The 22,348-nt window shown below is 70.8% G+C and carries 20 protein-coding genes; 16 read left to right on the top strand and 4 right to left on the bottom strand.

The window, feature by feature from the left end:
* Position 1: 1 nt before the first annotated feature.
* Positions 2-1,423 (top strand): mechanosensitive ion channel domain-containing protein, encoded by a 1,422-nt coding sequence (locus tag ACTJJ4_RS15815; RefSeq protein WP_440944200.1) that lies wholly within the window; start codon positions 2-4, stop codon positions 1,421-1,423.
* A gap of 42 nt (positions 1,424-1,465) precedes the next feature.
* Here ACTJJ4_RS15815 and ACTJJ4_RS15810 read toward each other — a convergent pair whose 3' ends face one another.
* A complete protein-coding gene (locus tag ACTJJ4_RS15810) occupies positions 1,466-2,929 on the bottom strand; it encodes an MSCRAMM family protein (protein ID WP_440944199.1) in 1,464 nt (487 codons plus the stop codon).
* A gap of 156 nt (positions 2,930-3,085) precedes the next feature.
* On the opposite strand from ACTJJ4_RS15810, the gene ACTJJ4_RS15805 reads away from it, so the two are divergent.
* From ACTJJ4_RS15805 to ACTJJ4_RS15770, 8 genes are all read left to right on the top strand, one after another.
* Positions 3,086-4,372: an adenylosuccinate synthase gene (locus ACTJJ4_RS15805; protein WP_285631180.1), complete on the top strand. Its 1,287-nt coding sequence runs from the start codon at positions 3,086-3,088 to the stop codon at positions 4,370-4,372.
* A 132-nt stretch (positions 4,373-4,504) separates the two neighbouring features.
* Entirely contained in the window at positions 4,505-5,605 is a 1,101-nt protein-coding gene (locus ACTJJ4_RS15800; RefSeq protein WP_440944198.1) for a lactonase family protein, read from the top strand.
* A 242-nt stretch (positions 5,606-5,847) separates the two neighbouring features.
* A complete protein-coding gene (locus tag ACTJJ4_RS15795) occupies positions 5,848-7,245 on the top strand; it encodes a dihydrolipoyl dehydrogenase family protein (protein ID WP_440944197.1) in 1,398 nt (465 codons plus the stop codon).
* A gap of 227 nt (positions 7,246-7,472) precedes the next feature.
* Positions 7,473-7,775: a DUF427 domain-containing protein gene (locus ACTJJ4_RS15790; protein WP_440944196.1), complete on the top strand. Its 303-nt coding sequence runs from the start codon at positions 7,473-7,475 to the stop codon at positions 7,773-7,775.
* A 10-nt stretch (positions 7,776-7,785) separates the two neighbouring features.
* Positions 7,786-8,604, top strand: a complete 819-nt coding sequence (locus tag ACTJJ4_RS15785; RefSeq protein ID WP_440944195.1) for an ABC transporter ATP-binding protein — start codon at positions 7,786-7,788, stop codon at positions 8,602-8,604.
* A 1-nt stretch (position 8,605) separates the two neighbouring features.
* Positions 8,606-9,304, top strand: coding sequence for an ABC transporter permease (locus ACTJJ4_RS15780; protein WP_440944194.1), 699 nt, complete (start codon positions 8,606-8,608; stop codon positions 9,302-9,304).
* Positions 9,301-10,041 (top strand): ABC transporter permease, encoded by a 741-nt coding sequence (locus ACTJJ4_RS15775; protein WP_440944193.1) that lies wholly within the window; start codon positions 9,301-9,303, stop codon positions 10,039-10,041. Before ACTJJ4_RS15780 ends, ACTJJ4_RS15775 begins: the two co-directional genes overlap by 4 nt.
* Before the next feature lie 47 nt (positions 10,042-10,088).
* The gene (locus ACTJJ4_RS15770) at positions 10,089-11,009 is read left to right on the top strand and encodes an ABC transporter substrate-binding protein (RefSeq protein WP_440944192.1); all 921 of its coding nucleotides are present in this window, start codon (positions 10,089-10,091) and stop codon (positions 11,007-11,009) included.
* 24 nt (positions 11,010-11,033) lie between these two features.
* Here the strand turns inward: ACTJJ4_RS15770 and ACTJJ4_RS15765 are convergent, their stop codons facing one another.
* Positions 11,034-12,212, bottom strand: coding sequence for an AI-2E family transporter (locus ACTJJ4_RS15765; protein ID WP_440944191.1), 1,179 nt, complete (start codon positions 12,210-12,212; stop codon positions 11,034-11,036).
* A gap of 145 nt (positions 12,213-12,357) precedes the next feature.
* Between ACTJJ4_RS15765 and ACTJJ4_RS15760 the strand changes: the two genes are divergently transcribed.
* From ACTJJ4_RS15760 to ACTJJ4_RS15735, 6 genes are all read left to right on the top strand, one after another.
* Entirely contained in the window at positions 12,358-12,654 is a 297-nt protein-coding gene (locus tag ACTJJ4_RS15760) for a chorismate mutase (protein WP_285631202.1), read from the top strand.
* A 185-nt stretch (positions 12,655-12,839) separates the two neighbouring features.
* Entirely contained in the window at positions 12,840-13,739 is a 900-nt protein-coding gene (locus ACTJJ4_RS15755; RefSeq protein WP_440944190.1) for an SIS domain-containing protein, read from the top strand.
* An 8-nt stretch (positions 13,740-13,747) separates the two neighbouring features.
* Positions 13,748-14,734 (top strand): ROK family protein, encoded by a 987-nt coding sequence (locus ACTJJ4_RS15750; protein ID WP_440944189.1) that lies wholly within the window; start codon positions 13,748-13,750, stop codon positions 14,732-14,734.
* Between the two features lie 121 nt (positions 14,735-14,855).
* Positions 14,856-16,067, top strand: coding sequence for a 1-phosphofructokinase family hexose kinase (locus ACTJJ4_RS15745; protein WP_440944188.1), 1,212 nt, complete (start codon positions 14,856-14,858; stop codon positions 16,065-16,067).
* Positions 16,064-16,933 carry a class II fructose-bisphosphate aldolase gene (locus ACTJJ4_RS15740; RefSeq protein WP_440944187.1) on the top strand — a complete coding sequence of 290 codons (870 nt, stop codon included), beginning with the start codon at positions 16,064-16,066 and terminating at the stop codon, positions 16,931-16,933. Before ACTJJ4_RS15745 ends, ACTJJ4_RS15740 begins: the two co-directional genes overlap by 4 nt.
* Positions 16,934-16,938: 5 nt before the next feature.
* Complete coding sequence (locus ACTJJ4_RS15735; protein WP_440944323.1) at positions 16,939-17,715, top strand: DeoR/GlpR family DNA-binding transcription regulator; 777 nt, start codon at positions 16,939-16,941, stop codon at positions 17,713-17,715.
* A 46-nt stretch (positions 17,716-17,761) separates the two neighbouring features.
* On the opposite strand, the gene ACTJJ4_RS15730 is transcribed toward ACTJJ4_RS15735, so the two are convergent.
* Positions 17,762-18,262 (bottom strand): Lrp/AsnC family transcriptional regulator, encoded by a 501-nt coding sequence (locus ACTJJ4_RS15730; protein WP_440944186.1) that lies wholly within the window; start codon positions 18,260-18,262, stop codon positions 17,762-17,764.
* 172 nt (positions 18,263-18,434) lie between these two features.
* Here ACTJJ4_RS15730 and ACTJJ4_RS15725 point away from each other — a divergent pair, with 172 nt between their 5' ends.
* The gene (locus tag ACTJJ4_RS15725; RefSeq protein ID WP_440944185.1) at positions 18,435-19,658 is read left to right on the top strand and encodes an NAD(P)/FAD-dependent oxidoreductase; all 1,224 of its coding nucleotides are present in this window, start codon (positions 18,435-18,437) and stop codon (positions 19,656-19,658) included.
* 176 nt (positions 19,659-19,834) lie between these two features.
* Here the strand turns inward: ACTJJ4_RS15725 and ACTJJ4_RS15720 are convergent, their stop codons facing one another.
* A complete protein-coding gene (locus ACTJJ4_RS15720) occupies positions 19,835-22,267 on the bottom strand; it encodes a polysaccharide lyase 8 family protein (RefSeq protein WP_440944184.1) in 2,433 nt (810 codons plus the stop codon).
* Positions 22,268-22,348: the final 81 nt, after the last annotated feature.

The following is a 22,348-nucleotide window of genomic DNA, read 5'->3' as shown; positions in this document are numbered from 1 at the left end:
GATGGCCGAGGCATTCGCCGACGGCTGGGGCTGGTGGGTGCTCGCCCTCGCGGTGGGGGTGCCGGTCGTGCTCGTGGTGCTCACCGAGGTGATCGGGATGCTGCGCCGCCGCGGCAATCCCCTGGAGGGGCCGCTGCGCTTGCTGCGCAACGGCGTCATCCCGGCGGGTGCGCTGTTCGCGCTGCTCGCGTTCGCCGTGCAGTCGGATGCCGAGAACGTGTGGGTGCGGGTCGTGGCGACCGTCTTCGGGTTCCTGCTGATCCTGCTGGTGCTCTCGGCGTTCAATGTGGCGGTGTTCGCCAACGCGTCCCCCGGGTCCTGGCAGGAGCGGATCCCGACGATCTTCATCGAGATCGCGCGGCTGGTGCTCGTCGCGGTGGGCCTGGGCATCCTGTTCTCGTGGGTGTGGGGCACCGACGTCGGGGCCGTGTTCACCGCCCTCGGAGTCGGCTCGATCGTGATCGGCCTGGCACTGCAGAATGCCATCGGAGGGGTGGTGTCCGGCCTGCTGCTGCTCTTCGAGCAGCCGTTCAAGATCGGTGACTGGCTGGACACCGGCGGAGTGCGGGGACGCGTGGTGGAGGTCAACTGGCGTGCGGTGCACATCGACACGGGCTCGGGCATCCAGATCGTGCCGAACTCGACGCTGTCCGGAGCGTCCTTCACGAACCTCAGTGAGCCGGCGGGCCCTCACAGCGCCACGGCGACGCTGAAGTTCTCGACCGACGATCCTCCGCACGAGGTCATGGCGCTGCTGGTGGAGGTGGCCGACGGGCTGCCGACGCGGATCCCCGGGGAGCGCGCGAGCGTGGAGTACGCCGGTGCCGCCGCGTACACGGTGTCGATTCCCGTGCCGGCGCCGCCGGACGCGTCACCGGCGCTCACGGTCTACCTCTCCTGGCTCTGGTACGCCGCGCGGCGCCGGGGGTTCGCGCTGGACGGCGACGCGACCGACCCGGTGGCGGAGCCCGCCAGGCTGGACGAGGCGATCGACGCCGTCGGGGCGACGCTGCATCTGAGAGAAGAGGACCGCGACGACGTGCGCGCCGCAGCGCGCCTGGAGCGGTACGGCGTCGGCGAGACGGTGCTGCCCGTGGGCGTGGTGCCGGACGAGGTGCGGATCGTGGTCAGCGGACGCGCCTCGATCCTGGTCGAAGCGGACGGCGGCCGGGTCGAGGTCGGCGTCACGGACCCCGGCGAGCTGATCGGACAGACCGCGTTGACGCGTGAGCGCACACAGGCCCTCACGATCGCGGCGGAGATCCTGACCGTCGTCGTGCTGCCGCTGGCGACAGTCGACCAGCTCGTGCGCTCCCGCCCGCGGCTCGCCCAGGAGATCGGGCGCTCGCTCGAGCTCAAACGCGTGCAGGCTGCGGAGGTCCTCGCCCGTCAGGGCGTGAGCGCAGAGCTCCCGCCGCGCTGAGCGACGCCTCCCGGGGGGCTCGGTCGGCGGGTGCGCGTCGCGTCAGCGGCGTGCGGAGCGCAGGCGCCCCAGGGCCAGGACGGCGGCGCCGGCTCCGAGCAGCAGACCCGCGAGGGTCAGCGGCCCCGTGGAGTCCGCACCTGTCGCGGGGAGCATCCCCGTGCCGGGGCGCTGGCCACCGGGAGGGGTCGAACCGTCATCCGGACTCTCCGGATCCACCGGGTCGACGGGGCCGACCGCGTCCAGCGTGATCACGAAGTCGACATCCTCCACTGCGGCCTCCGACCCCACGGGGATCGTGAACGGCGGCGGAGCGGTCGTCACGGTGTACCCCTCCGGGATGCCCTTGAGGGTCGCCGCGTACTGGCCCGCCGGCACGTCGGGGAACTGATACGCGCCGTCGGGTCCCGTGACCGCGTCGCCGACGCCGGGGATCGTGACCGTCACGCCCGGGATGCCCATGCCCTCGGCGTCCCGCACCGAACCGCTCACCGTGACGGGAGCGAGATCCCGGATCCGGAAGTCGGCGACGCCGTCCGACGCGGTGAGATCGACCGGACGCTGACCGGGGCCGTCCAGGGCGCGTCCGGAGGGCGGCGTCGCCGTGACGGTGTAGCCCGACGTGGCCTGGATCCCGGGGAACGCGTAGGCGCCGGTCGCATCGGTGGCCGTGGTCCCGATCACGGTGCCGCCGGCATCCGTGAGGGTCAGTTCGACACCGCCGACGGGGCCGGCAGCATCCGTGACGGAGCCGGTGATATCGCGAGACAGTGCGGCGAACCAGGTCTGGTACACCGGGAAGCCCGCCCGCTGCGTGAACGAGAAGGTCAGGGTCTCGATCGGCGCCGTCGGCTCGAACCAGGCGGCGGCGCCGTCGGTGTCGGCGGCCGCGGCGTTGCCCGTCAGCGTGAGCGTCGCGGGATCCCAGCTGGGCACATCGGTGGCGTCCCCCGTGCAGGAGGGCTTGCCGGTCAGATCGCCGGCGCAGTAGTTGAACCCGCCGCGGAAGCCGAGATCGGATGCCGTCAGGGCTGCTCCGCCGGGACCCGTGGCGCTGATCCGGACGCTGTCCGCGTCGATGTCGCCGAGCACGAAGGTCCAGCCGGATACCGGAGTGGCGCGCGAGAACGTGTAGGTCGTCGTGGACGGTGAGGTCGCGTTGTCAGCCAGCGGGCGCAGGTTCAGATACGGCTGGTTCCTGCTCGACCCGTACTTCTGCCCGACAGGGGTGTCGCCGGAGAGCCAGTTGGATGCTCCGGAGATGCGTCCTGTGCCGGAGCCGGCGCGGGAGTCCGAGGTGACGATGGCGCTCAGCGCGGGAGCATCCGCGATGCGCACGGCGGTCGTGTACGCGCCGGCCGTGCCGGACAGCTCATCCCAGTCAGCCCAGTGCGCGACCGTCGCGGCGTTCGCGGGGGCCGCGATCAGTGTGGTGAGCACGCCGAAGAGCGTGCCGAGAGCGAGGACGGGCGCCGCGAGACGACGGCGTGGGGGAAGCGCCTTCATGGCCCCCACCGTAGGGCATATCGGAATATCGGTCATCCCCGGATCCGAGCCCGTGGGTCGTCCGACCCCCTCCGGTAGGATGGACACGCCCGTTCGGGCCAGCTCATCTGCCGGTGCAAACCCGGCGAACAGCGTGCAGTACCAGGGGGTACACCCATGCCAGGAATCGTTATCGTCGGCGTCCAGTGGGGCGATGAGGGCAAGGGCAAGGCGACAGACCTGCTCGGCGAGCGCACCGACTGGGTCGTCAAGTTCAACGGCGGCAACAACGCCGGGCACACCGTCGTCGTCGGCGACGAGAAGTACGCCCTGCACCTGCTGCCCTCCGGCATCCTGACCCCCGGTGTCACGCCGGTGATCGGCAACGGCGTCGTGGTCGACCTGGAGGTGCTGTTCCAGGAGCTCGAGGCGCTCTCCGCCCGCGGTGTCGACGTCTCCAAGCTCAAGGTCAGCGCCAACGCGCACATCATCACGCAGTACCACCGCACGCTCGACAAGGTCACCGAGCGCTTCCTCGGCAAGCGCAACATCGGCACCACCGGCCGCGGCATCGGCCCCGCCTACGCCGACAAGATCAACCGCGTCGGCATCCGCGTGCAGGATCTGTTCGACGAGAACATCCTGCGGCAGAAGGTGGAGGGCGCGCTCGACCAGAAGAACCACCTGCTGGTGAAGATCTTCAACCGCCGCGCGATCACCTGCGACGAGATCGTCGACGAGCTGCTCACCTACGCCGACCGGCTGCGCCCGATGGTCGCCGACACCGGCCACCTGGTCGCCGAGGCGCTCGACCGCGGCGAGGTCGTCGTGTTCGAGGGCGGTCAGGCCACCATGCTCGACGTCGACCACGGCACCTACCCGTTCGTGACCTCGTCCACCGCGACCTCCGCGGGTGCGGCGGCCGGTTCCGGCGTGGGCCCGAACCGCCTGGACCGCATCGTCGGCATCGTGAAGGCGTACACGACCCGCGTCGGCTCGGGTCCGTTCCCCACCGAGCTGCTCGACGAGATGGGCGAGTGGCTGCGCAAGACCGGCTTCGAATACGGCACCACCACGGGCCGCCTGCGGCGCACCGGCTGGTACGACGCACCCATCACCCGCTATGCCACGCGCGTGAACGGCATCACCGACCTGGTGCTCACCAAGCTCGACGTGCTGACCGGCCTGGAGCAGATCCCGGTGTGCGTCGCCTACGACGTCGACGGCGTGCGCTTCGACGACGTGCCGGTCAACCAGACCGATTTCCACCACGCCAAGCCGATCTACGAGTACTTCCCGGGCTGGAGCGAGGACATCTCGAAGGCGCGCTCCTTCGAGGACCTGCCGCAGACCGCCCAGGACTACGTGCTGGCGCTGGAGAAGATGAGCAACACGCGCATCTCGGTGATCGGCGTGGGACCCGAGCGCGAGCAGGTCATCGTGCGCCACGACCTGGTCGACTGACGCCTCGGCCCATGCTCCCCCTCTCACCCGTCGAGTGCACGGCATCTCGCCGAGTGCACGGGTTCTTCGCGTTATCGTCCCGTGCGCTCGGCGACGTCCCGTGCTCTCGACGTGCAAGGGCAGGTGCGTGAAGTGACGCGGTTCTGGGTCGGCGGGTACGGCGACGACATGGACGGGGATGCCGAGGGCATCGGCTTCCTCTCCGTCGATGAGGGGCGCGGCGCATCGACGCTGACCTACCGCGGCACCGCTGCGCCGGTCTCCTCGCCGTCGTGGCTGGCGCAGCATCCCACCCTCGACATCGTGTACTCGGCGCTGGAGGGCTCGGCCGCCGTCCAGGCCTTCGCGCGCAGCGGCGAGGCGACGCTGCGTCCGCTCGGTCCCGCGGTCGACGCCGGTGAGTACGTCTGCCACCTCGCCGTCTCCCCGGACGGACGGATGCTGATCGCCAGCTGCTACGGCGACGGACGCGTCATCCGCTACGGCCTCGGCGCTGACGGGAGCATCGTGCCGGCCGCGCCCGACAAGGCCGCGGCCCTGCGCGCGGCGCTCTTCGGGGAGGCGGAGCCCGAGGACGACACCGATCCCGCCGCGGCGACGGACCCGTACCCGACCCCGACCGGTGAGGAGCCGCGCGTCTCGCACGCGCACGCCGCCGCGTTCCTGCCCGACGGTCGCATCGCCACCACCGACCTGGGCTTCGATCTGGTGCGGATCTGGCGCCCTTCGGGCACCGGACTCGTGCTGGACCACGAGGTCGTGCTGCCGCGCGGCACCGGTCCGCGGCATATGGTCATGCACCCCAGCGGCCACCTGCACGTCGTGACCGAGTACTCCTGCGAGGTGTTCACCCTGGCATCCGCCCGCGACGGCAGCTGGGGGCTGGCGTCCGCCACCACCGCCTCGCCGATCGCGCAGGTCGGGTTCGACACCCCCGCCGAGCTCGCCGTCTCCCGCGACGGGCACACGCTGTACACGGCGCTGCGCGGCAGCAACACGATCTCGGCGCTGCGGGTGCGCGGCTCCGGCGAGGCGGTCGAGCCCCTCGCGCTCGCCGACTCCGGCGTCGACTGGCCGCGTCACCACCTCGTGCACGAGGGCGTGCTGCTGGTCGCCGGACAGCGCTCGGGCACGATCAGCGCGATCGACCTCGACGAGCGCACCGGCGCTCCGCGCGACGTGCGTCACACGACATCGGCACCGACGCCGACGGTCATCCTCCCGGCGCGCTGAGCGCAGCCGCGCGTTTCTCCCACCGCCTGCAGCGCGGATCAGAAACGGATCGGAACAGCCGCGGAGCGGGGCGTTTCTGATCCAGGCCATCTGTCCGTCAGCAGCCCGGATCAGAATTGCACCGGAACAGCGCCCCTCGGACGCGTTTCTGATCCACTCCGGACGGACGGCCGTGCGAGTGCTTTTCCGATCCGGACGCGCCGGTGCCCCCTGCCGGGCGGATGCTGAGCAAGACTGAGGCAATGAGCGACGAATACGACCTGATCGTGCTGGGTGGCGGACCTGTCGGGGAGAACGTGGCCGATCGGGCCGTGCAGGGCGGCCTGACCGCCGTGATCGTGGAGAGCGAGCTGGTCGGCGGCGAATGCTCGTACTGGGCGTGCATGCCGTCGAAGGCGCTGCTGCGCCCGATCCAGGCGCTGCGCGCGGCGCAGCATGTCAAGGGAGTGAACGGCGGAACGCTGAGCCCTGCGGACGTCCTCGCCCGCCGCGACTCCTTCACCTCGAACTGGAAGGACGACGGCCAGGTCGACTGGCTGAACGGCGCCGGCATCGACCTGGTGCGCGGACACGGCCGCCTCAGCGGGGAACGCGAGGTCACGGTCGGCGACCGGGTGCTGCGCGCCAGTCAGGCGGTCGCGATCAGCACCGGCACGGATGCGACGATCCCCGGCATCCCCGGGCTCGCGGATGCGAAGCCGTGGACCAGCCGCGAGGCGACCAGTGCCGATCACGTGCCGGAGTCCCTGGCGATCATCGGAGGCGGTGTCGTGGCGGTGGAGATGGCCACCGCGTACGCCGGGCTCGGGGCATCCGTCACCCTCATCGCGCGGAGCGGACTGCTCGGCGGCATGGAGCCGTTCGCCGGTGAGCGGGTCGCCGAAGGCCTGCGCGGCATGGGCGTGGACGTGCGGCTGAACACCGCCACCTCGGCGGTGCGCCGTGACGGCGATCACGTCGTCGTCACGGTCGGCGACGGCGAGGAGATCACGGCATCCGAGGTGCTCGCCGCCACCGGGCGCACCCCGCGCAGCGGGGACATCGGCCTGGAGACCGTAGGGCTGGAGCCCGGGCGCTACATCGAGGTCGACGACACCCTGCGCGTGCCGGGGAGCGACTGGCTGTACGCGGTCGGGGACGTGAACGGCCGGGTGCTGCTCACCCATCAGGGCAAGTACCAGGCGCGCGCCGCGGGCGACGTGATCGCGGCGCGCTCGCGCGGCGAGGTGGTCGCCGACCAGCCCTGGGGCCGACACGTCGCGACCGCCGATCACGCGGCCGTGCCGCAGGTGGTCTTCTCCGAGCCCGAGGTCGCCTCGGTGGGCCTCACGGCGGATGCCGCCCGCGCGGCCGGCCACGAGATCGAGGTCGTCGACTACGACCTCGGCTGGGTGGCGGGCTCGGGCCTGCACGCGGACGGCTACCAGGGGCAGGCGCGCATGATCGTCGACACCGAGCGCGAGGTGCTGCTGGGCGTCACGTTCGTCGGCGCCGACGTCGCCGAGCTGCTCCAGGCCGCCACGATCGCGGTCACCGGCGAGGTACCGATCAGCCGGCTCTGGCACGCGGTGCCGGCCTATCCGACCATGAACGAGGTGTGGCTGCGGCTGCTGGAGGCGTACGGCCGCCAGTCGGCCTGATCCGGGCATCCGGCCACCCCGATTCCGGGCATCATTTCGGAGATGTGCAGAATCTCGGAGGTTCTCGCGCCGGATCGTCCGGAATTCCGCACATCTCCGCGAGAGCGGATGCGGCGGATGCCGCGGATGCCGCGAGAACGGATGCCGGGAATCCGGGAAGTTCCCGCGACTCCTGCGCGTTGTCGGAGGTGTCGCCTACGCTCGAAAGGACGCCAGGAGGTACGCACATGAAGGCAGTACTCGAAGGAACCGTGATCGCTGAGGCGGATGACGCCGAGACGATCGTGATCGAAGGCAACCACTACTTCCCCGCCACCGCGCTGCGGCAGGGCGAGCTCGTCGAGAGCCCCACGCCGTACACCTGTCCGTGGAAGGGCGTGTGCCAGTACTACTCGCTGGTGCTCGACGGGACGACGCACAAGGACCTGGTCTGGGCGTACCCGACCCCGTACCCCACCGCGATCGAGAAGGTGGGTCGCGACTTCTCCGGCTACCTCGCATTCGATCCGAGCGTGCAGGTCGGCCGGTAGGCCGCGGCGGATGATCGAGTTCACTTCGGTCTCGAAGCGCTTCCCCGACGGCACGCTGGCCGTCGAGGACTTCAGCCTCGTGCTGCCCTCCCGCAAGACGACCGTCTTCGTCGGGTCGTCCGGATGCGGCAAGACCACACTGCTGCGCATGATCAACCGGATGGTCGACCCGACCGCGGGGACGATCGCGATCGACGGCGAGAGCGTGCTCGACCGCGACCCGGTGCAGCTGCGGCGCAGCATCGGGTACGTGATGCAGAACTCCGGGCTCATGCCGCACTTCACGGTGATCGACAACGTGTCGACCGTGCTGCGGCTGAACGGCGTGAGCCGCGCCGAGGCGCATGGCCGGGCGCGGGAGCTGCTGAGCACGGTGGGCCTGGATGCCGCACTCGCCGAGCGGTATCCCAGCCAGCTCTCCGGAGGCCAGCAGCAGCGCGTGGGCGTCGCCCGCGGACTCGCGGCCGACCCGAACATCCTGCTGATGGACGAGCCCTTCGGCGCCGTCGACCCGATCGTGCGCGCCGACCTGCAGCAGGAGCTCATCCGCCTGCAGGTCGAGCTCGACAAGACGGTCGTGTTCGTCACGCACGACATCGACGAGGCGTTCCTGCTCGGCGACCAGGTGGTCATCCTCGACAAGGGCGCGCGGATCGTGCAGGTCGGCAGCCCCAGCGAGATCATCGAGAACCCGGCGGATGCCTTCGTCGAGGCGTTCATCGGCGCCGAGCGCGGCCGCCGCGCGCTCTCGCTCAAGCAGACCCCGCGCGGCACGGTCGTCGTGGACTCCGAGGGACGCACCCAGGGCGTGCTGAGGGACGGGACCTGACGTGAACTGGGTCGGCGACAACCTGGACCTGATCCTCGGGCTCACGCTCGTGCACCTCAAGCAGAGCGCGACGCCGATCGTGCTGGGACTGCTCCTGTCAGTCCCGCTGGGCTGGGTGGCCTGGCGGTACCGGCTGGTGCGCGGCCCGGTCATCGTGCTCACCGGTCTGCTGTACACGATCCCCTCGCTCGCGCTGCTGATCCTCCTGCCTGCCGTCTTCGGGTATTCGGCCACTGATGAGCCGAATCTGATCATCGCGCTGACCATCTACGCGGTCGCGATCCTCGTGCGTGCGGTCGCCGACGGCCTCGACTCGGTCGACCCCGATGTGCGGCAGGCGGCCACGGCCATGGGCTACGCCGCCCCGCGCAGGTTCTTCACGGTCGAGCTGCCGCTCGCCGGTCCGGTGATCCTCGCGGGTCTGCGCGTCGCGGCGGTCAGCACCATCTCGCTGGCGACCGTCGGCATCCTGATCGGCGTCGAGAACCTGGGCTATCTGTTCACCAACGGCCTGCAGCGGCGCATCATCGCCGAGGTGCTCGCCGGCGTGGTCGCGGTGGTCGTGATCGCGCTCGTCATCGACGTGCTCCTGGTGCTGCTGGGACGGATGCTGATGCCGTGGACGCGGGCGTCCGCGACGGGCGGAGGCGCCCTCAGCCCGTCGAAAGCCCGGCGCGCCGTGGTGAGGTCGGCCGCATGAACCTCTTCACCGATGCGATCGCCTGGCTGCTCGACCCCGCGCAGTGGCAGGGGCAGTACGCCCTGCCCACCCTGCTCGGACAGCACCTCCTCTACACCGCGATCTCCGTGCTGGTGGCAGCGGCCATCGCGCTCCCCGCCGGCTGGCTGATCGGGCACACCGGTAAGGGGCGGGAGATCGCCGTGGCCATCTCGGGCGCAGCACGCGCCGTGCCGTCGTTCGGGCTCCTCATCCTGCTGGTGCTGCTGCTGGGCGTGCTGCAGACACCGCTGGCCGCCGTCATCACCTTCGTGCTGCTCGCCATCCCCTCGCTGCTGGCCGGCGCCTACACGGGCTTCGAGGCCATCGACCGCCGGGTGATCGACGCCGCGCGCGCCGTCGGCATGACCGAGTGGCAGATCTTCACGAAGGTCGAGCTCCCGCTCGGCATGCCTCTGCTGGTCGGCGGCATCCGCTCCGCCCTGCTGCAGGTCATCGCCACCGTCACGATCGGCGCGTACGTGAACCTCGGCGGCCTCGGCTGGCCGATCATCCAGGGCATCCCGCTGCGGCGATTCGACCAGGTGCTCGCGGGGGCGCTTCTCGTCGCCGTGCTGGCGCTCCTGGTCGACCTGCTGCTGGCTGCGCTGCAGCGCGCGGCTGTGCCGACCGGCATCCGCTCCCCGTCGTCCGACCGCACGTCTTCGTCCGACCGCACCGGGCGGTCCGCGCGCCGCGCGGCATCCGTCACGGCCTGAACCGCTCGAACACTCGGCAGCTCAACCACTCCACAGAGAGGCACATCATGATCACCGCACGGAAGTCCCGACTCGCACTCGCCGTCGGGGTCGCGCTCGCCGCGACCCTCGCGCTCGCCGGATGCGGCAGCGGCAACCCCCTCGACGAGCCCTCCGCCACCGGCGGGTCCGACAAGGGCGGCGAGACCATCGTCGTCGGCTCGCAGGCGTACTACTCCAACGAGATCATCGCCGAGATCTACGCGCAGGCGCTCGAGAAGGCCGGATTCACGGTCGAGAAGAAGTTCAACGTCGGCCAGCGCGACGCCTACATGCCCGACGTGGAATCGGGCAAGATCAACCTCTTCCCGGAGTACACCGGCAACCTGCTGGAGTACCTCGACAAGAGTGCCACCGCCACCAGCCCCGACGACGTGTATGCGGCACTGCAGAAGGCGCTACCGAAGACCCTGAAGGCACTGGACTACTCCAAGGCCAGCGACCAGGACACCTACACGGTCACGAAGAAGTTCGCGCAGGACAACGGCCTCGAGTCGATCGCCGACCTGGCCAAGCTGAAGACGAAGCCCGTGCTCGGCGGCGCGCCCGAGCTGGAGCAGCGTCCGTACGGCCCCGCCGGTGCGAAGAAGATCTACGACGTCGACCTCGGCTTCTCGGCCACGGCTCAGAGCACGCTCGAGTCGCTGCTGGCGGGTCAGGTGCAGGTGGCCGACATCTACACCGCCGACCCCGCCTTCCAGACCAAGGACATCGTGGCGCTGAAGGACCCGAAGAACATGATCCTGGCCTCGAACGTCGTGCCGATCGCATCCAGCGACATCGCCGACAAGATCGCCAAGGTCATCAACCCGATCAGCGCCGCGCTCGGCGCCGAGGACCTCGTCTCGATGAACGTGCAGTCGACGGTGGATCAGGCCTCGGCCGAGGACATCGCCGCCAAGTGGCTCAAGGAGAAGGGGCTCGACTGAGTCCCCCTCCCCGCGGCGGGATGCTCAGACCCGGGCATCCTGCCGCGGCAGCCAGACCTGATTGATGATGATGAGGATGGATGCCGTGACCGGCACCGCCACGAGGGCGCCCAGCAGGCCGAGCAGCGTGCCGCCGGCTAGCGCGCCGATCACCACGAGGGCTCCCGGCACCGCGACCGCCTTGTTCATCACACGCGGCGTGAGGAAGTACGCCTCGACCTGCATGTAGACCAGGTAGACGGCGGCGAAGATCAGCGCGTGCCACGGGTCGGCGAACAGGGCGATCACCGAGCCGATGGCCCAGAACAGCACCGATCCGACCAGCGGGATCAGCGTGACCAGGAACGCGACCGTCGCCATCAGAGGCGGGAACGGCAGGCCCAGCGCCAGGTACAGCACGAGCGCGACGATGGCGTTCGCGAACGCCAGGATCACCATGCCCTGCACGTAGCCGCCGACGGAGTCCGTGATCTGGTCGGTGATGCCGCGGGCCCGCTCCCGGTCGCGGGCGGGCGCGAAGCGCAGCATCGCGGTCTTGATCGTGGGCAGGCCTGCGACGAAGTACAGCGTCAGCACCAGCACCACGATGAAGCCCGAGATGCCGGTCGCGATCGAGCTGCCCACCTGCAGGGCGCCGCCGCCCACGGCCTGCCACGTCTTGCCGTCGGTGAGGAACTTCTGCGCGTCCTCGACGAGCTGCTGGAACTGGTCGCCGAACTGCTTCTCCAGGAACGCGTACACATCGCTGTGCATGAAGTCGGTGATCAGGTGCGGCACGGACTTGACGAACAGCGTGACCTGCTCGACCACCACCGGGATGATCATCCACAGGATCAGCGCCAGCACCACGACGAGGCCCAGGATCACCGCGAGCACACTGAGGCCGCGCGAGAGCCCGCGCCGCTCGAGGAATCGCACGGCGGGGTCCAGGCCGAGCGCCGCGAACATCGCGAACGCGATGTAGATCAGCACGGTGGACAGGTTCGAGAGGGTCAGGGCGAGCAGGATCGCGGCGAGGCCGCCCAGGGCGACCAGGAACCCGAAAGCGAACGGCTTGTCGATGCGCGTCCAGAACGAGCGGCTCGGCAGCGGCGGCTCGACCACCGGCGGGGCGGGGGAGGACGCGGCATCCTCGACGACGACGGCCTGCACCGTCGCCGACTCTGCGGCGGGCTCTGACTTCACGGACTCGTCGGCGCTCATGCCGAACACTCTATGTGCGCTCGCAGCCCTCGAATCGCGTGACGTGCGCGAATCCGTCACCGGATGCCGCAATTCACGCGATTCGAGCAGAGCCCGCCGACTATCGTCGAACTGTCGCACCCGCGCCGCACCACTGAGGAGGATCATGTCCGACGAAGCCGCCCGCGCCGAGCTGCTGCGCCTGCGAGCCAGCATCGACAACATCGATGCCGCCCTGATCTTCCTGCTGGCCGAGCGCTTCCGCGCGACCCAGCAGGTCGGTCATCTGAAGGCCGACCACGAGATGCCCGCTTCCGACCCGAAGCGCGAGGAGCAGCAGGTGGCGCGCCTGCGCGCGCTCGCCGAGGAGGCCCATCTCGACCCGGAGTTCGCGGAGAAGTGGTTCAACTTCGTCGTCGCCGAGGTCATCCGCCACCACACGGAGGCCGCCGAGGGGCGCTGAGCCGGGGCCGGCTGCACATCTCCGCAGTTCTGCACAACTCCGCATCCGGATAGGGTTCCGGCTGCGGAGTCCTGCGTTTCTGCGGGATTATGCAGGGGAGTCTCGACAATCCTCCCTCTCGGATGCCATAATGTGAGCGTTACATGCGTATATCGCTCACAAACTTGCATCCTCGGGAGTCGGACATGACCAACGCCGCCGGCGCGCACATGCGCGCGGAGCTCACCTCGCAGCCGGAGACCTGGGCCCGCGCGGCCGGGATGCGCGCCGAGCAGGCGCAGCTGCCCGCATCCGGCGCACGCATCGCCGTCGTCGGCTGCGGCACCTCCTGGTTCATGGCTCAGTCCTACGCCGCCCTGCGCGAGGCCGCCGGTCACGGCGAGACCGACGCGTTCACGGCATCCGAGTTCCCGTACGGTCGCGGCTACGACGCGATCGTCGCGCTGACCCGCTCCGGCACCACCACCGAGGTCCTCGAGCTCACCGAGCGCGTCAAGGGCAGGACCCCGGTCGTGGCGGTGCTCGGTGACGACACCTCCCCGCTGGTCGACCTGGCCGACACCGTCATCGCGCTCCCGTTCGCCGACGAGCAGTCGGTGGTGCAGACCCGCTTCGCCACCACGGCGCTCGCCCTGTTCCGGGCATCCCTCGGCGAGGATCTGGATGCGGCGATCGCCGACGCGCAGGCCGTGCTCGACGGCCAGGCATCCGACGATCCCGCGCTCGCCGACGCCGAGCAGTACAGCTTCCTCGGCATGGGATGGACCTTCGGGCTCGCGCACGAGGCGGGTCTGAAGATGCGCGAGTCCTCGCAGTCGTGGACCGAGTCGTACAGCTCGATGGAGTACCGGCACGGCCCGATCGCGATCGCCGCGCCCGGCCGCATCACCTGGCAGTTCGGCGCCGCCCCCGAGGGGCTGCAGGCGCAGGTCGAGGCGACCGGAGCGCGCTTCGTGCAGCATCCGATCGACCCGATGGCCGAGCTGGTGCGGGTGCACCGCGTGGCCCTCGACCGTGCCGTGGGCAAGGGCCTCGACCCCGACCAGCCGCGCAACCTGACCCGCTCCGTGATCCTCGACGACTGAGACGCACCATGACCGAGCACGACCGCATCCCCGACGTCGTCAAGGACGAGTCGGGCGAGCGGCTCGCCGCGGCGGCGACGATCGGCGCGGGCGCGCCCGTGCTGGCCTTCGACGTGGGCGGCACCGACATCAAGTCGGCGCTGTTCGACGCCACCGGCGCGGCCGTCGGACTGCGGCGAACGCCCACTCCGGTCGGCGGTGACGACCCGGTGGGGTCGCTGATCGACCGGCTCGCCGAACTGGCCGACGAGCTGCGCGAGCAGCATCCGGAGATCGTGCCCGAGGCGGTCGGCCTGGTGGTGCCCGGCATCGTCGACGCCGACAGCGGCATCGCCGTGTTCAGCAGCAACCTCGGCTGGCGGGATGCCCCGATCCGGGACCTGGCGGCCGCGAGGTTCGGCCTTCCCGTCGGGTTCGACCACGATGTGCGCTCGGCGAGCTGGGCGGAGCGCGTGCTCGGCGGTGCGCGGGACTACGCCGACGCGGTCGTGCTGATCATCGGCACCGGGATCGCCGGCGCGCTGCTCGTCGGCGGGCAGCCGTACACCGCGGGCGGCTACGCCGGCGAGATCGGCCATTCGCCGATCGGCGAGTGGCCCTGCCCCTGCGGCGCTCGTGGATGCCTGGAGGCCAGAGCCTCCGCCGGGGCGATCTCGCGGCGCTATGCGGAGGAGACCGGCACGGTCGTCGACGGCGCACGCGAGGTGATCGCCCTGGCATCCGCGGGCGACGAGACCGCCGCGCGGATCTGGAACGAGGCCCTCGACGCGCTCACCATGTCGATCGCGCAGCTGACCGCCGTCATGGCGCCGCAGGCCGTGGTCATCGGCGGCGGCCTGTCGCGCGCGGGCGGTGCGCTGTTCGACGAGCTGCGGACGCGACTGGCCGACCGGCTGAGCTTCCACCGCATCCCGGTGCTGGTCCCCGCCGAGCTCTCCGGCAACGCCGGCATCCTGGGCTCCGCGCTTCGTGCTCGCGAGGCGGCGCACGCATGACCTCCGCACTGCCGGGCACGGATGCACGATCCGGGAACAGCCGCACGATCGGATCGCCGGATGCGTCGTGCATCCGTTCCCGGATCGTGCAGGCGTCCCCTGCTGAGTCGGCGGTGGCCGCATGATCATCACCGTCACGCCGAACCCCGCCCTCGACCTCACCTGGCACGTCGCCGCGCTGGAGATCGGCGGGGTGCACCGAGCGGATGCCGGGAGGTCGCGCGCCGGGGGCAAGGGCCTGAACGTCGCCCGGGTCGCGCACGCGCAGGGTGCGTCCGCCGTGGCGATCACGACCTCGGGCGGGGCGACGGGCGCGGAGTTCGCCGCGGAGCTGGAAGCCTCGGGTGTGCCGCACGTGCTGGTGCCCGTGACCGCTGCCACACGCCGCAGCATCGCGCTGGTCGACGAGGCGCTGGGCGACACGACGATCGTGAACGAGCGCGGCGAGGCCCCGACGGATGCCGAGTGGGCTGCGCTGAAGGATGCTGTGGTGCGCGCGCTCGCCCGGGCGGATTCCAGCGGCCACGACGTGCTCGTGATCTCGGGCAGCCTGCCGCCCGGCACGCCCGACGACCTGCTGCCATCGCTCATCCGCCTCGGGCGGGACGCCGGGGCGACCGTGATCGTCGACACCTCCGGGCCGGCGATGCTCACGGCGGCGGATGCCGGGGCATCCGTCCTCAAGCCCAACCAGCACGAGCTCCGCGACGCCACCGGCCTGGACGACCCCATCGACGGTGCGCGTGAGCTGCTGCGCCGCGGCGTCGAACTGGTGCTGCTCTCGCTCGGCGCCGACGGGATGCTGGCGGTGTCCGCCGCGCCTTCCGTGCCCGCGGCATCCGGGGCGGCCGCCGTAGCCGGTCACACACAGGGGGCCGACACGCCAGATTTCGGACCGATTCGCGGGAGACGTCCGCTTTCTGGCGTGTCGGCCCCCGATGTGGAACAGGACCACGACGGCGAGCTGCGCGGCGCGGATGCTGCACCGGACGCCGTCCGCATCCTGCACGCCCGGCTCGACACGGCGCTCGCGGGCAACCCCACGGGCGCAGGCGATGCAGGCGTGGCCGCCTGCGCCGTGCTGATGGCCGCCGGCGTGCGCGAGCCGGAGGCGATCCTGCGCCGGGCGACGGCCTGGTCCGCCGCCGCCGTGCTGATGCCTCTCGCCGGCGACATCCACCCCTCTTGGCCCGAGCTCGAGCGCGCCCTCACCGTCACCGCCCGACCCGACCTCGCGGATGCGCACGCGGGCTCTCAGAGACAGCTTCCCGAACGAGAATCCCGCGCGTCCGCCCCCGGCACCGCAGTATCCGACCCGAAGGAAACCCGATGACCCTCGTCTCAGCACGCGACCTGATGCGCGCGTCCGCCGCCGCCGGCACCGGCCTCGGCGCCTTCAATGTGATCCACCTCGAGACCGCCGAGGCGCTGGCCTCGGCATCCGAGCGGGCTCAGCTGCCCGTGATCCTGCAGATCTCGCAGAACTGCGCCGACTACCACGGCGGGCTCGAGCCGATCGGCTGGGCGACCCTCGCCATCGCCCGCAGGGCCAAGACCCCGATCGCTGTGCACCTCGACCATGCCGAGCGCCCCGAGCTCGTCGACGAGGCCATCGAGCTCGGCTTCGGATCGGTGATGTTCGACGGCGGCAAGCTCGACTACGAGGAGAACGTCGAGCTCACCGCCGACATCGCCGGTCGCGCCCGTGCCGCCGGCGTGTACATCGAGGCCGAACTGGGGGAGGTCGGCGGCAAGGACGGAGCTCATGCGCCCGGCGTCCGCACCGACCCCGATGAGGCGCGCGCCTTCGTCGAGGCCACGGGCGTCGACTCGCTCGCCGTCGCGGTCGGATCATCGCATGCGATGCTGGACCGCTCCGCATCGCTCGACATCGACCTGATCGGACGCCTGAAGAGCGCCCTGCGCGGCATCGGCCGCAACGGCGGCGACGTGCCGCTCGTGCTGCACGGATCGTCCGGCGTCGCCGACGACGTGATCGTGCGCGCCGTGCAGGCCGGGATGACGAAGATCAACGTCTCCACGCACCTGAACGGGTTCTTCACGCGCGCGATCCGCGAGACGCTCGCCGCCGACGAGAAGCTCGTCGACTCGCGCAAGTACGTCGCTCCCGGCCGCGAGGCCGTGGCTGAGGAAGCCGCGCGGATGCTGCGCTTGTTCGCCCTCGCCGAGCGGGCGTGATGAGCATGAACCGCGCCGCTCGCCTGACCGCCATCCTCGACCTGCTCGCCGCACAGGGCGAGGTGTCGGTCGAGCAGCTCGTCGACCGCTTCGGGGCATCCGCCGCGACCACCCGCCGCGACCTGGACAGTCTCGCCGAGCGACGCCTGCTCACCCGCACGCACGGCGGCGCCGTGGCGCAGTCGGTCGCCTACGAGCTGCCGATCCGGTACAAGAGCCACCTGGGCACCGGCGCGAAGGAGCAGATCGCGGTTCTGGCGGCTGAACTGGTGTCCCCCGGTGACGTGGTCGGGCTCTCCGGCGGGACCACGACGACCGCGATCGCCACCGCGCTCGCCGCGCGCGACGACCTCGGGGCCGAGGGGCTGACGGTCGTGACGAATGCCGTGAACATCGCCGCTCAGCTCGCGATGCGGCCCGAGTTCAAGGTGGTCGTCACGGGCGGTGCGATCCACGCCCGCAGCTTCGAGCTGGTCGGCCCGTTCGCCGAGCAGCTGCTCGGCGGCATCCGCCTGGACATCGCCTTCATCGGCGTGAACGGGCTGTCGGCCGCGGAGGGCGCGACCACCCACGACGAGGCCGAGGCCGCCGTGAACCGGATGATGGCCGAGCGCGCCGCGCGCGCCGTGGTCGTCGCTGACGCGTCCAAACTCGGCCGCGCGTCCTTCGCGCACGTGGGCGGACCGGCGCTGTTCCCGCTGGTGCTCACGGATGCCGGTGTCGCCGACGCCGATCGCACGGCGCTGGCGGATGCCGGCTTCGAGGTGCGCACCGCGGGCTGAGACCGCGCTGCGCGGTCCAGGTCGCGAAGGCGTCGCGAGCCGGGGCTCAGAGCACCTGCGAGCCGGCGGCGTGCGCGAAGATCAGGCTCGTCGAGGTCGACGCCACCTCCGGCCGAAGGCTGAGCGTGTCCGACACCAGCTCGCGCAGCGCGGCAGCATCCGGAACCGCGACGTGCACCAGGAAGTCCCGGTCGCCGGCGAGGAAGTACACCCGCTGCGTGGCGGGCAGGTCCTCCACGTACGCCTGGAAGCGGCGCAGATCGCCGCGGGCGTGCGCGTGCAGCCGGATCGTGATCAGCGCCTCGAGGTGCAGGCCGATCGCCGCCGGTGAGATCTCGGCGTGGAAGCCCACGATCACCCCGTTCGTCTGCAGGGCGCGCACGCGCTTGAGGCAGGTCGATTCGGCGATCCCCGCGCGCGCCGCGAGCTCGGTGTTGGACAGCCGCCCGTTGCGGCTGAGCTCGGCGATGATCGTGCGATCGACGGCGTCGAGCCCGGCATCCGCCATCGCCGTGCGGTGGGCCGTCGAAGAATCGGATGCCGACATGCTCGCTTCCCCATTCGGAGTGAAGATTCTGCGGTGTATCCGTCGATCTTACGCAGGAGCTTTCGAGTTGCCCCATCCGCACGAGTGAGATCTGCATAATCGTGGATGAGCGGGGCTTCGTCGTGCCTCGGCTCCTCTTCCAGTCAAACGACGTGTTCTTCAGGAGGACGCAATGACGCGCACGATCGTCGTCGGGGCCGGAATGGTCGGTCTCGCCACGGCTTGGCACCTGCAGGAGCGCGGGGTCGAGGTGACGGTCATCGACCGGGTCGGCGTGGCGGCCGGCTCGTCGTGGGGCAACGCCGGCTGGCTGACCCCGGGCAAGACCATCCCGCTGGCCGACACCGGCCTGTGGACCTACGGGCCGAAGGCTCTGCTCGACCCGGATGCCGCCCTGCACGTGCCGTTCCGCGTGGACGCCGGCCTGTGGTCGTTCCTGGCGCAGTTCGCCGCGCACGGCACGAACAAGGCGTGGGACCGAACCATGGCATCCCTCACCCCGATCGACAAGATGGCGCTGGAGTGCTTCGACGAGCTGCTCGACGGCGGCGTGGATTCGTGGACCCGCGAGGGGCCGTTCGTGATCGGCTTCAAGCAGGAGGCCGACTCGAAGGGCTTCCTGCACGAGATCGAGGGCGTCGTCCGGCACGGGCAGGAGGTGCCGTTCGAGCGCCTGGAGAACCCGCGTGAGCTCGCGCCGGTGCTGTCGGATGCCGTCACGCACGTCTACCGGCTGGACGGCCAGCGCTTCTTCGAGCCGGCGCCCTTCGTCGAGGCGCTCGGCGAGGCGGTCGTCGCCCGCGGTGCCGAGCTGATCACCGGACTGGAGGTCACCGACGTGTCCTCGACGCGCCGCCCGGTCGTGGCGCTGTCCAACGGCGAGCGGATGGAGGCCGACTCGGTCGTCATCGCGACCGGCGCGTGGATGCCCAAGCTCGCCCGCAGGCTCGGGGTGCGCACCCGCGTGCAGGCCGGCCGCGGCTACTCGTTCACGGTCGCGACCGCGCAGCCGCAGGAGCATCCGGTGTACTTCCCGTTCCAGCGCATCGCCTGCACTCCGTACCAGGGGCGTTTCCGCATCGCCGGCACCATGGAGTTCCGCGGGCCGGACGAGCCGTTCCAGCCGCGCCGCATCCAGGCGATCATCGCCCAGGCACGGGAGATGTTCCAGGGCATCGACTTCGAGGAGCGCCAGGACGAGTGGATGGGCTCGCGCCCGGTCACGCCCGACGGCCTGCCGCTGGTCGGCGCGACTCAGGCTCCGAACGTGTACGTCGCCGGCGGGCACGGCATGTGGGGCATCGTGCTCGGCCCCGCCACGGGCAAGCTGCTCGCCGAGCAGATCACGACCGGCCGCATCGACCCCGCGATCGAGCCCTTCGACCCGCTGCGCTGAGCCGCGCCGGGCCCTCCGGCGCCCGGCATCCGACGCCCGGCATCCGCAGAAGAGATCAGAAACGCCTCGGAGACGCGAGTTCCCGAGGCGTTTCTGATCCGGCCTGGTGCGGATGCCGGCATTCGACGTCCTGCGGACCGGCCCCTCAAGGAACAGGACCGCAGGAGCGCGAGGCGTCAGGCGCCGAGGACGACCCGCTTCGCGTGGCCGTGGCCGTCCAGGTCGAACTCCAGGGTCAGCGGCGCCGTCGAGACGACCCGCACACCGGCATCCGCCTCCACGATCGATGCGCCCGCCGCGTTCGGGACCGTCACCCGCGCGACCGTCTGCGTGCGGCTCGGGTCGGAGAGCGCGACCGTCGTGCGTCCGGCATCCGTCCGCACCGCGACCGAGCACGGACCGCTCGTCTGAATGCCGTCGGCCGACGAAGCGGCGAAGAAGTTCGCCAGCGTCAGGCCGGAGCCCGCCACCCGGATCATCTGCGTCTGGGCGTTGTTGGCGACCACCTCGACGGTCGGCGTCTCGGACTCGTCGAACGTGGTCGAGTGCCCGACGTTCGGCAGCACGATGTACGCATAGCCGCCGCCGGACGGGTTCGTGCCGTGGTGGTGGGTGATGGTGACGTAGTCGCGGGTCTTCGTCTCGTCAGTGCCGCCGGTGTCGGAGCCGGAGTTGATGGTCTTCCAGTCGCCGGTGCGCCGCACGACCTGCACGTCGATCGCGCCGCTGACGTTCTCGCCCTTCAGGAACACGTATCCGCCGTGCCCGTCGATGTGCACGTTGCGACGCACGGGGATCGCCGGGCTGCCCGCGGCCACGGTGCGATAGCGGTTGTCGGTGCGCAGCGTCGGCACCGAGTCCGGCGCGAAGGATCGGTTGTCGATGGTCGTGAACACCTCGTGGCCGGATGCCGAGGTGACCGCTGCTCCCAGGCACACGACCTTGTCGTCGAGGAAGAACCACGACTTGCGCGCGCTGAGCGTCTTGTTGAAGTTCAGGTGATCCATGCCCTGGATGCCCCAGCGGTCGTCCAGGGCGAGGCCGCCGCCGAAGGCCTGGTACGCCCGCGGGATGCCCGTGCCGTCGTTCGCGCCGTTGGCGCGGGGCTCGGCCGTGACCGTGGTGCCCGGCAGGCGGTACGGGTCGACGGTGGGCCAGAAGTCCGCGCTGAACTGGTCGGGGGCGACCGGGGTGTAGAAGTAGGTCAGGCCGTCGCCCTGGTACCAGCCCAGGTTGTTCTCGCGGTTGCCCCACTCGTAGCGGCCGATCCGCTTGGACGACACGTTCACGACCGCGCTGAAGTTCGGGCGGTGGTGCACCAGGCGGTCCTGGTCGCCGAACGCCTTCGTGTAGACGGGGGCGGATGCCGGGACCACCGAGTCGTCGCCGAGCACGGAGGTGACCAGCAGCGACTTCGCCACGGTCTGCGACGGCAGTCCGTACTGCTTCTCGCTGCTGCGCAGCAGCCACCCCTTCACGAGCGACAGGTAGCGGCTGCGATACGGCTCGCCCGCGCCCTGCGCCAGCAGCAGGATGGCGGTGATGGCGCCGGCGCCGTCCACGTAGTCCGGGGCCTTCTGGCGCGACACCGCGCGTCCGCGGACCGTGTCCATCATGCGGCCGTTCCAGATGAACGGCGCGTAGGCGCCTTCCACGGCATCCAGGACCACGGACTTCTTCGGATCGACGACGTCCCACTCGCTGCCGCCGAGCAGTCCGAGGATCTCGGCGATGCCTCCGAGCGTGACCACGCCGTACGTGCCGACGTAGGGCAGGTAGGTGTGCTGGACGAACGAGCCGTCGGTGTAGAAGCCGTCGCCGCTGGTGACGTACCCGAACACGCTGTTGCGGCCGTTGCGCACGACGTCGCTGAGCGCGTCGCGGGCGAGTGCGATCTCATCGGGGCGGGAGTCGAGGATGCCGCGCAGCGCGCAGGAGAGCGCCTTGTCGGTGCGGTTCGCGCCGGTCTCGGCGAAGCTGGTGCCGCGTCCGCGCCAGTTCGGGTCGGGGGTGAAGTAGCGGGCGGCCGCCAGCAGCGAGGTGCGCACCTCGGCGGGGACGACGTCGTGCAGCAGGACGAGGATGTCGGCGGCCTTGCGCGGCACGCCGATCTCCCAGAACCACCAGTTGCCGACCGGCGAGCGGCCGGCCACGTAGACGTTCGCCGCCATGTACGCGAGCGCATCGACGAGGTCGGCCGCCAGCGCAGCATCCTGGTACTGCGCGCAGCCCGCGGTCGCGTACGCGAGCGACAGGCTGAACAGGCGGTCGAACGTGACGCCCATGTTGCCGGAGAGCGTGGTGCCGGTGACGCCGGAGACCGGCAGGTCGGCCCAGATCCCCGGGGCTGCCGCCGGGCGCACCATCGCGCTCCAGCTCGCCGAGGCGGCGCTGCTCATGTCGCTGAGCACGCCGGCGAGTTCGGGGACGGATGCTGCGCTGCCGTCGCCGGCGAGCATGATCCGGCGCTTGGCGATGAGCGCGGCGAGCGGATCGTCCGTGGCCGTGCGCACGGTCGACGCGTTGGCGGGTGCGCCGGTCAGGGTGACCAGCGCACCCGCGCCGAGCACGGCGAGGAAGGAACGGCGGTTCAGTTCACGAGGGGACATCATCGGCCTCCAAAGGGGTGGGAAGAGGGGTTGGAGGCCAAGGTATACGCTTTCCCGCCGGATTAGTAGAGACTATGGACT

The organism is Microbacterium sp. 22195 (assembly GCF_052056515.1).
In the GTDB taxonomy this organism is placed as follows: Bacteria; Actinomycetota; Actinomycetes; order Actinomycetales; family Microbacteriaceae; genus Microbacterium.
The sequence above is the reverse complement of the archived record's forward strand: the minus strand, read 5'-3'. Positions and strand labels throughout refer to the sequence as shown.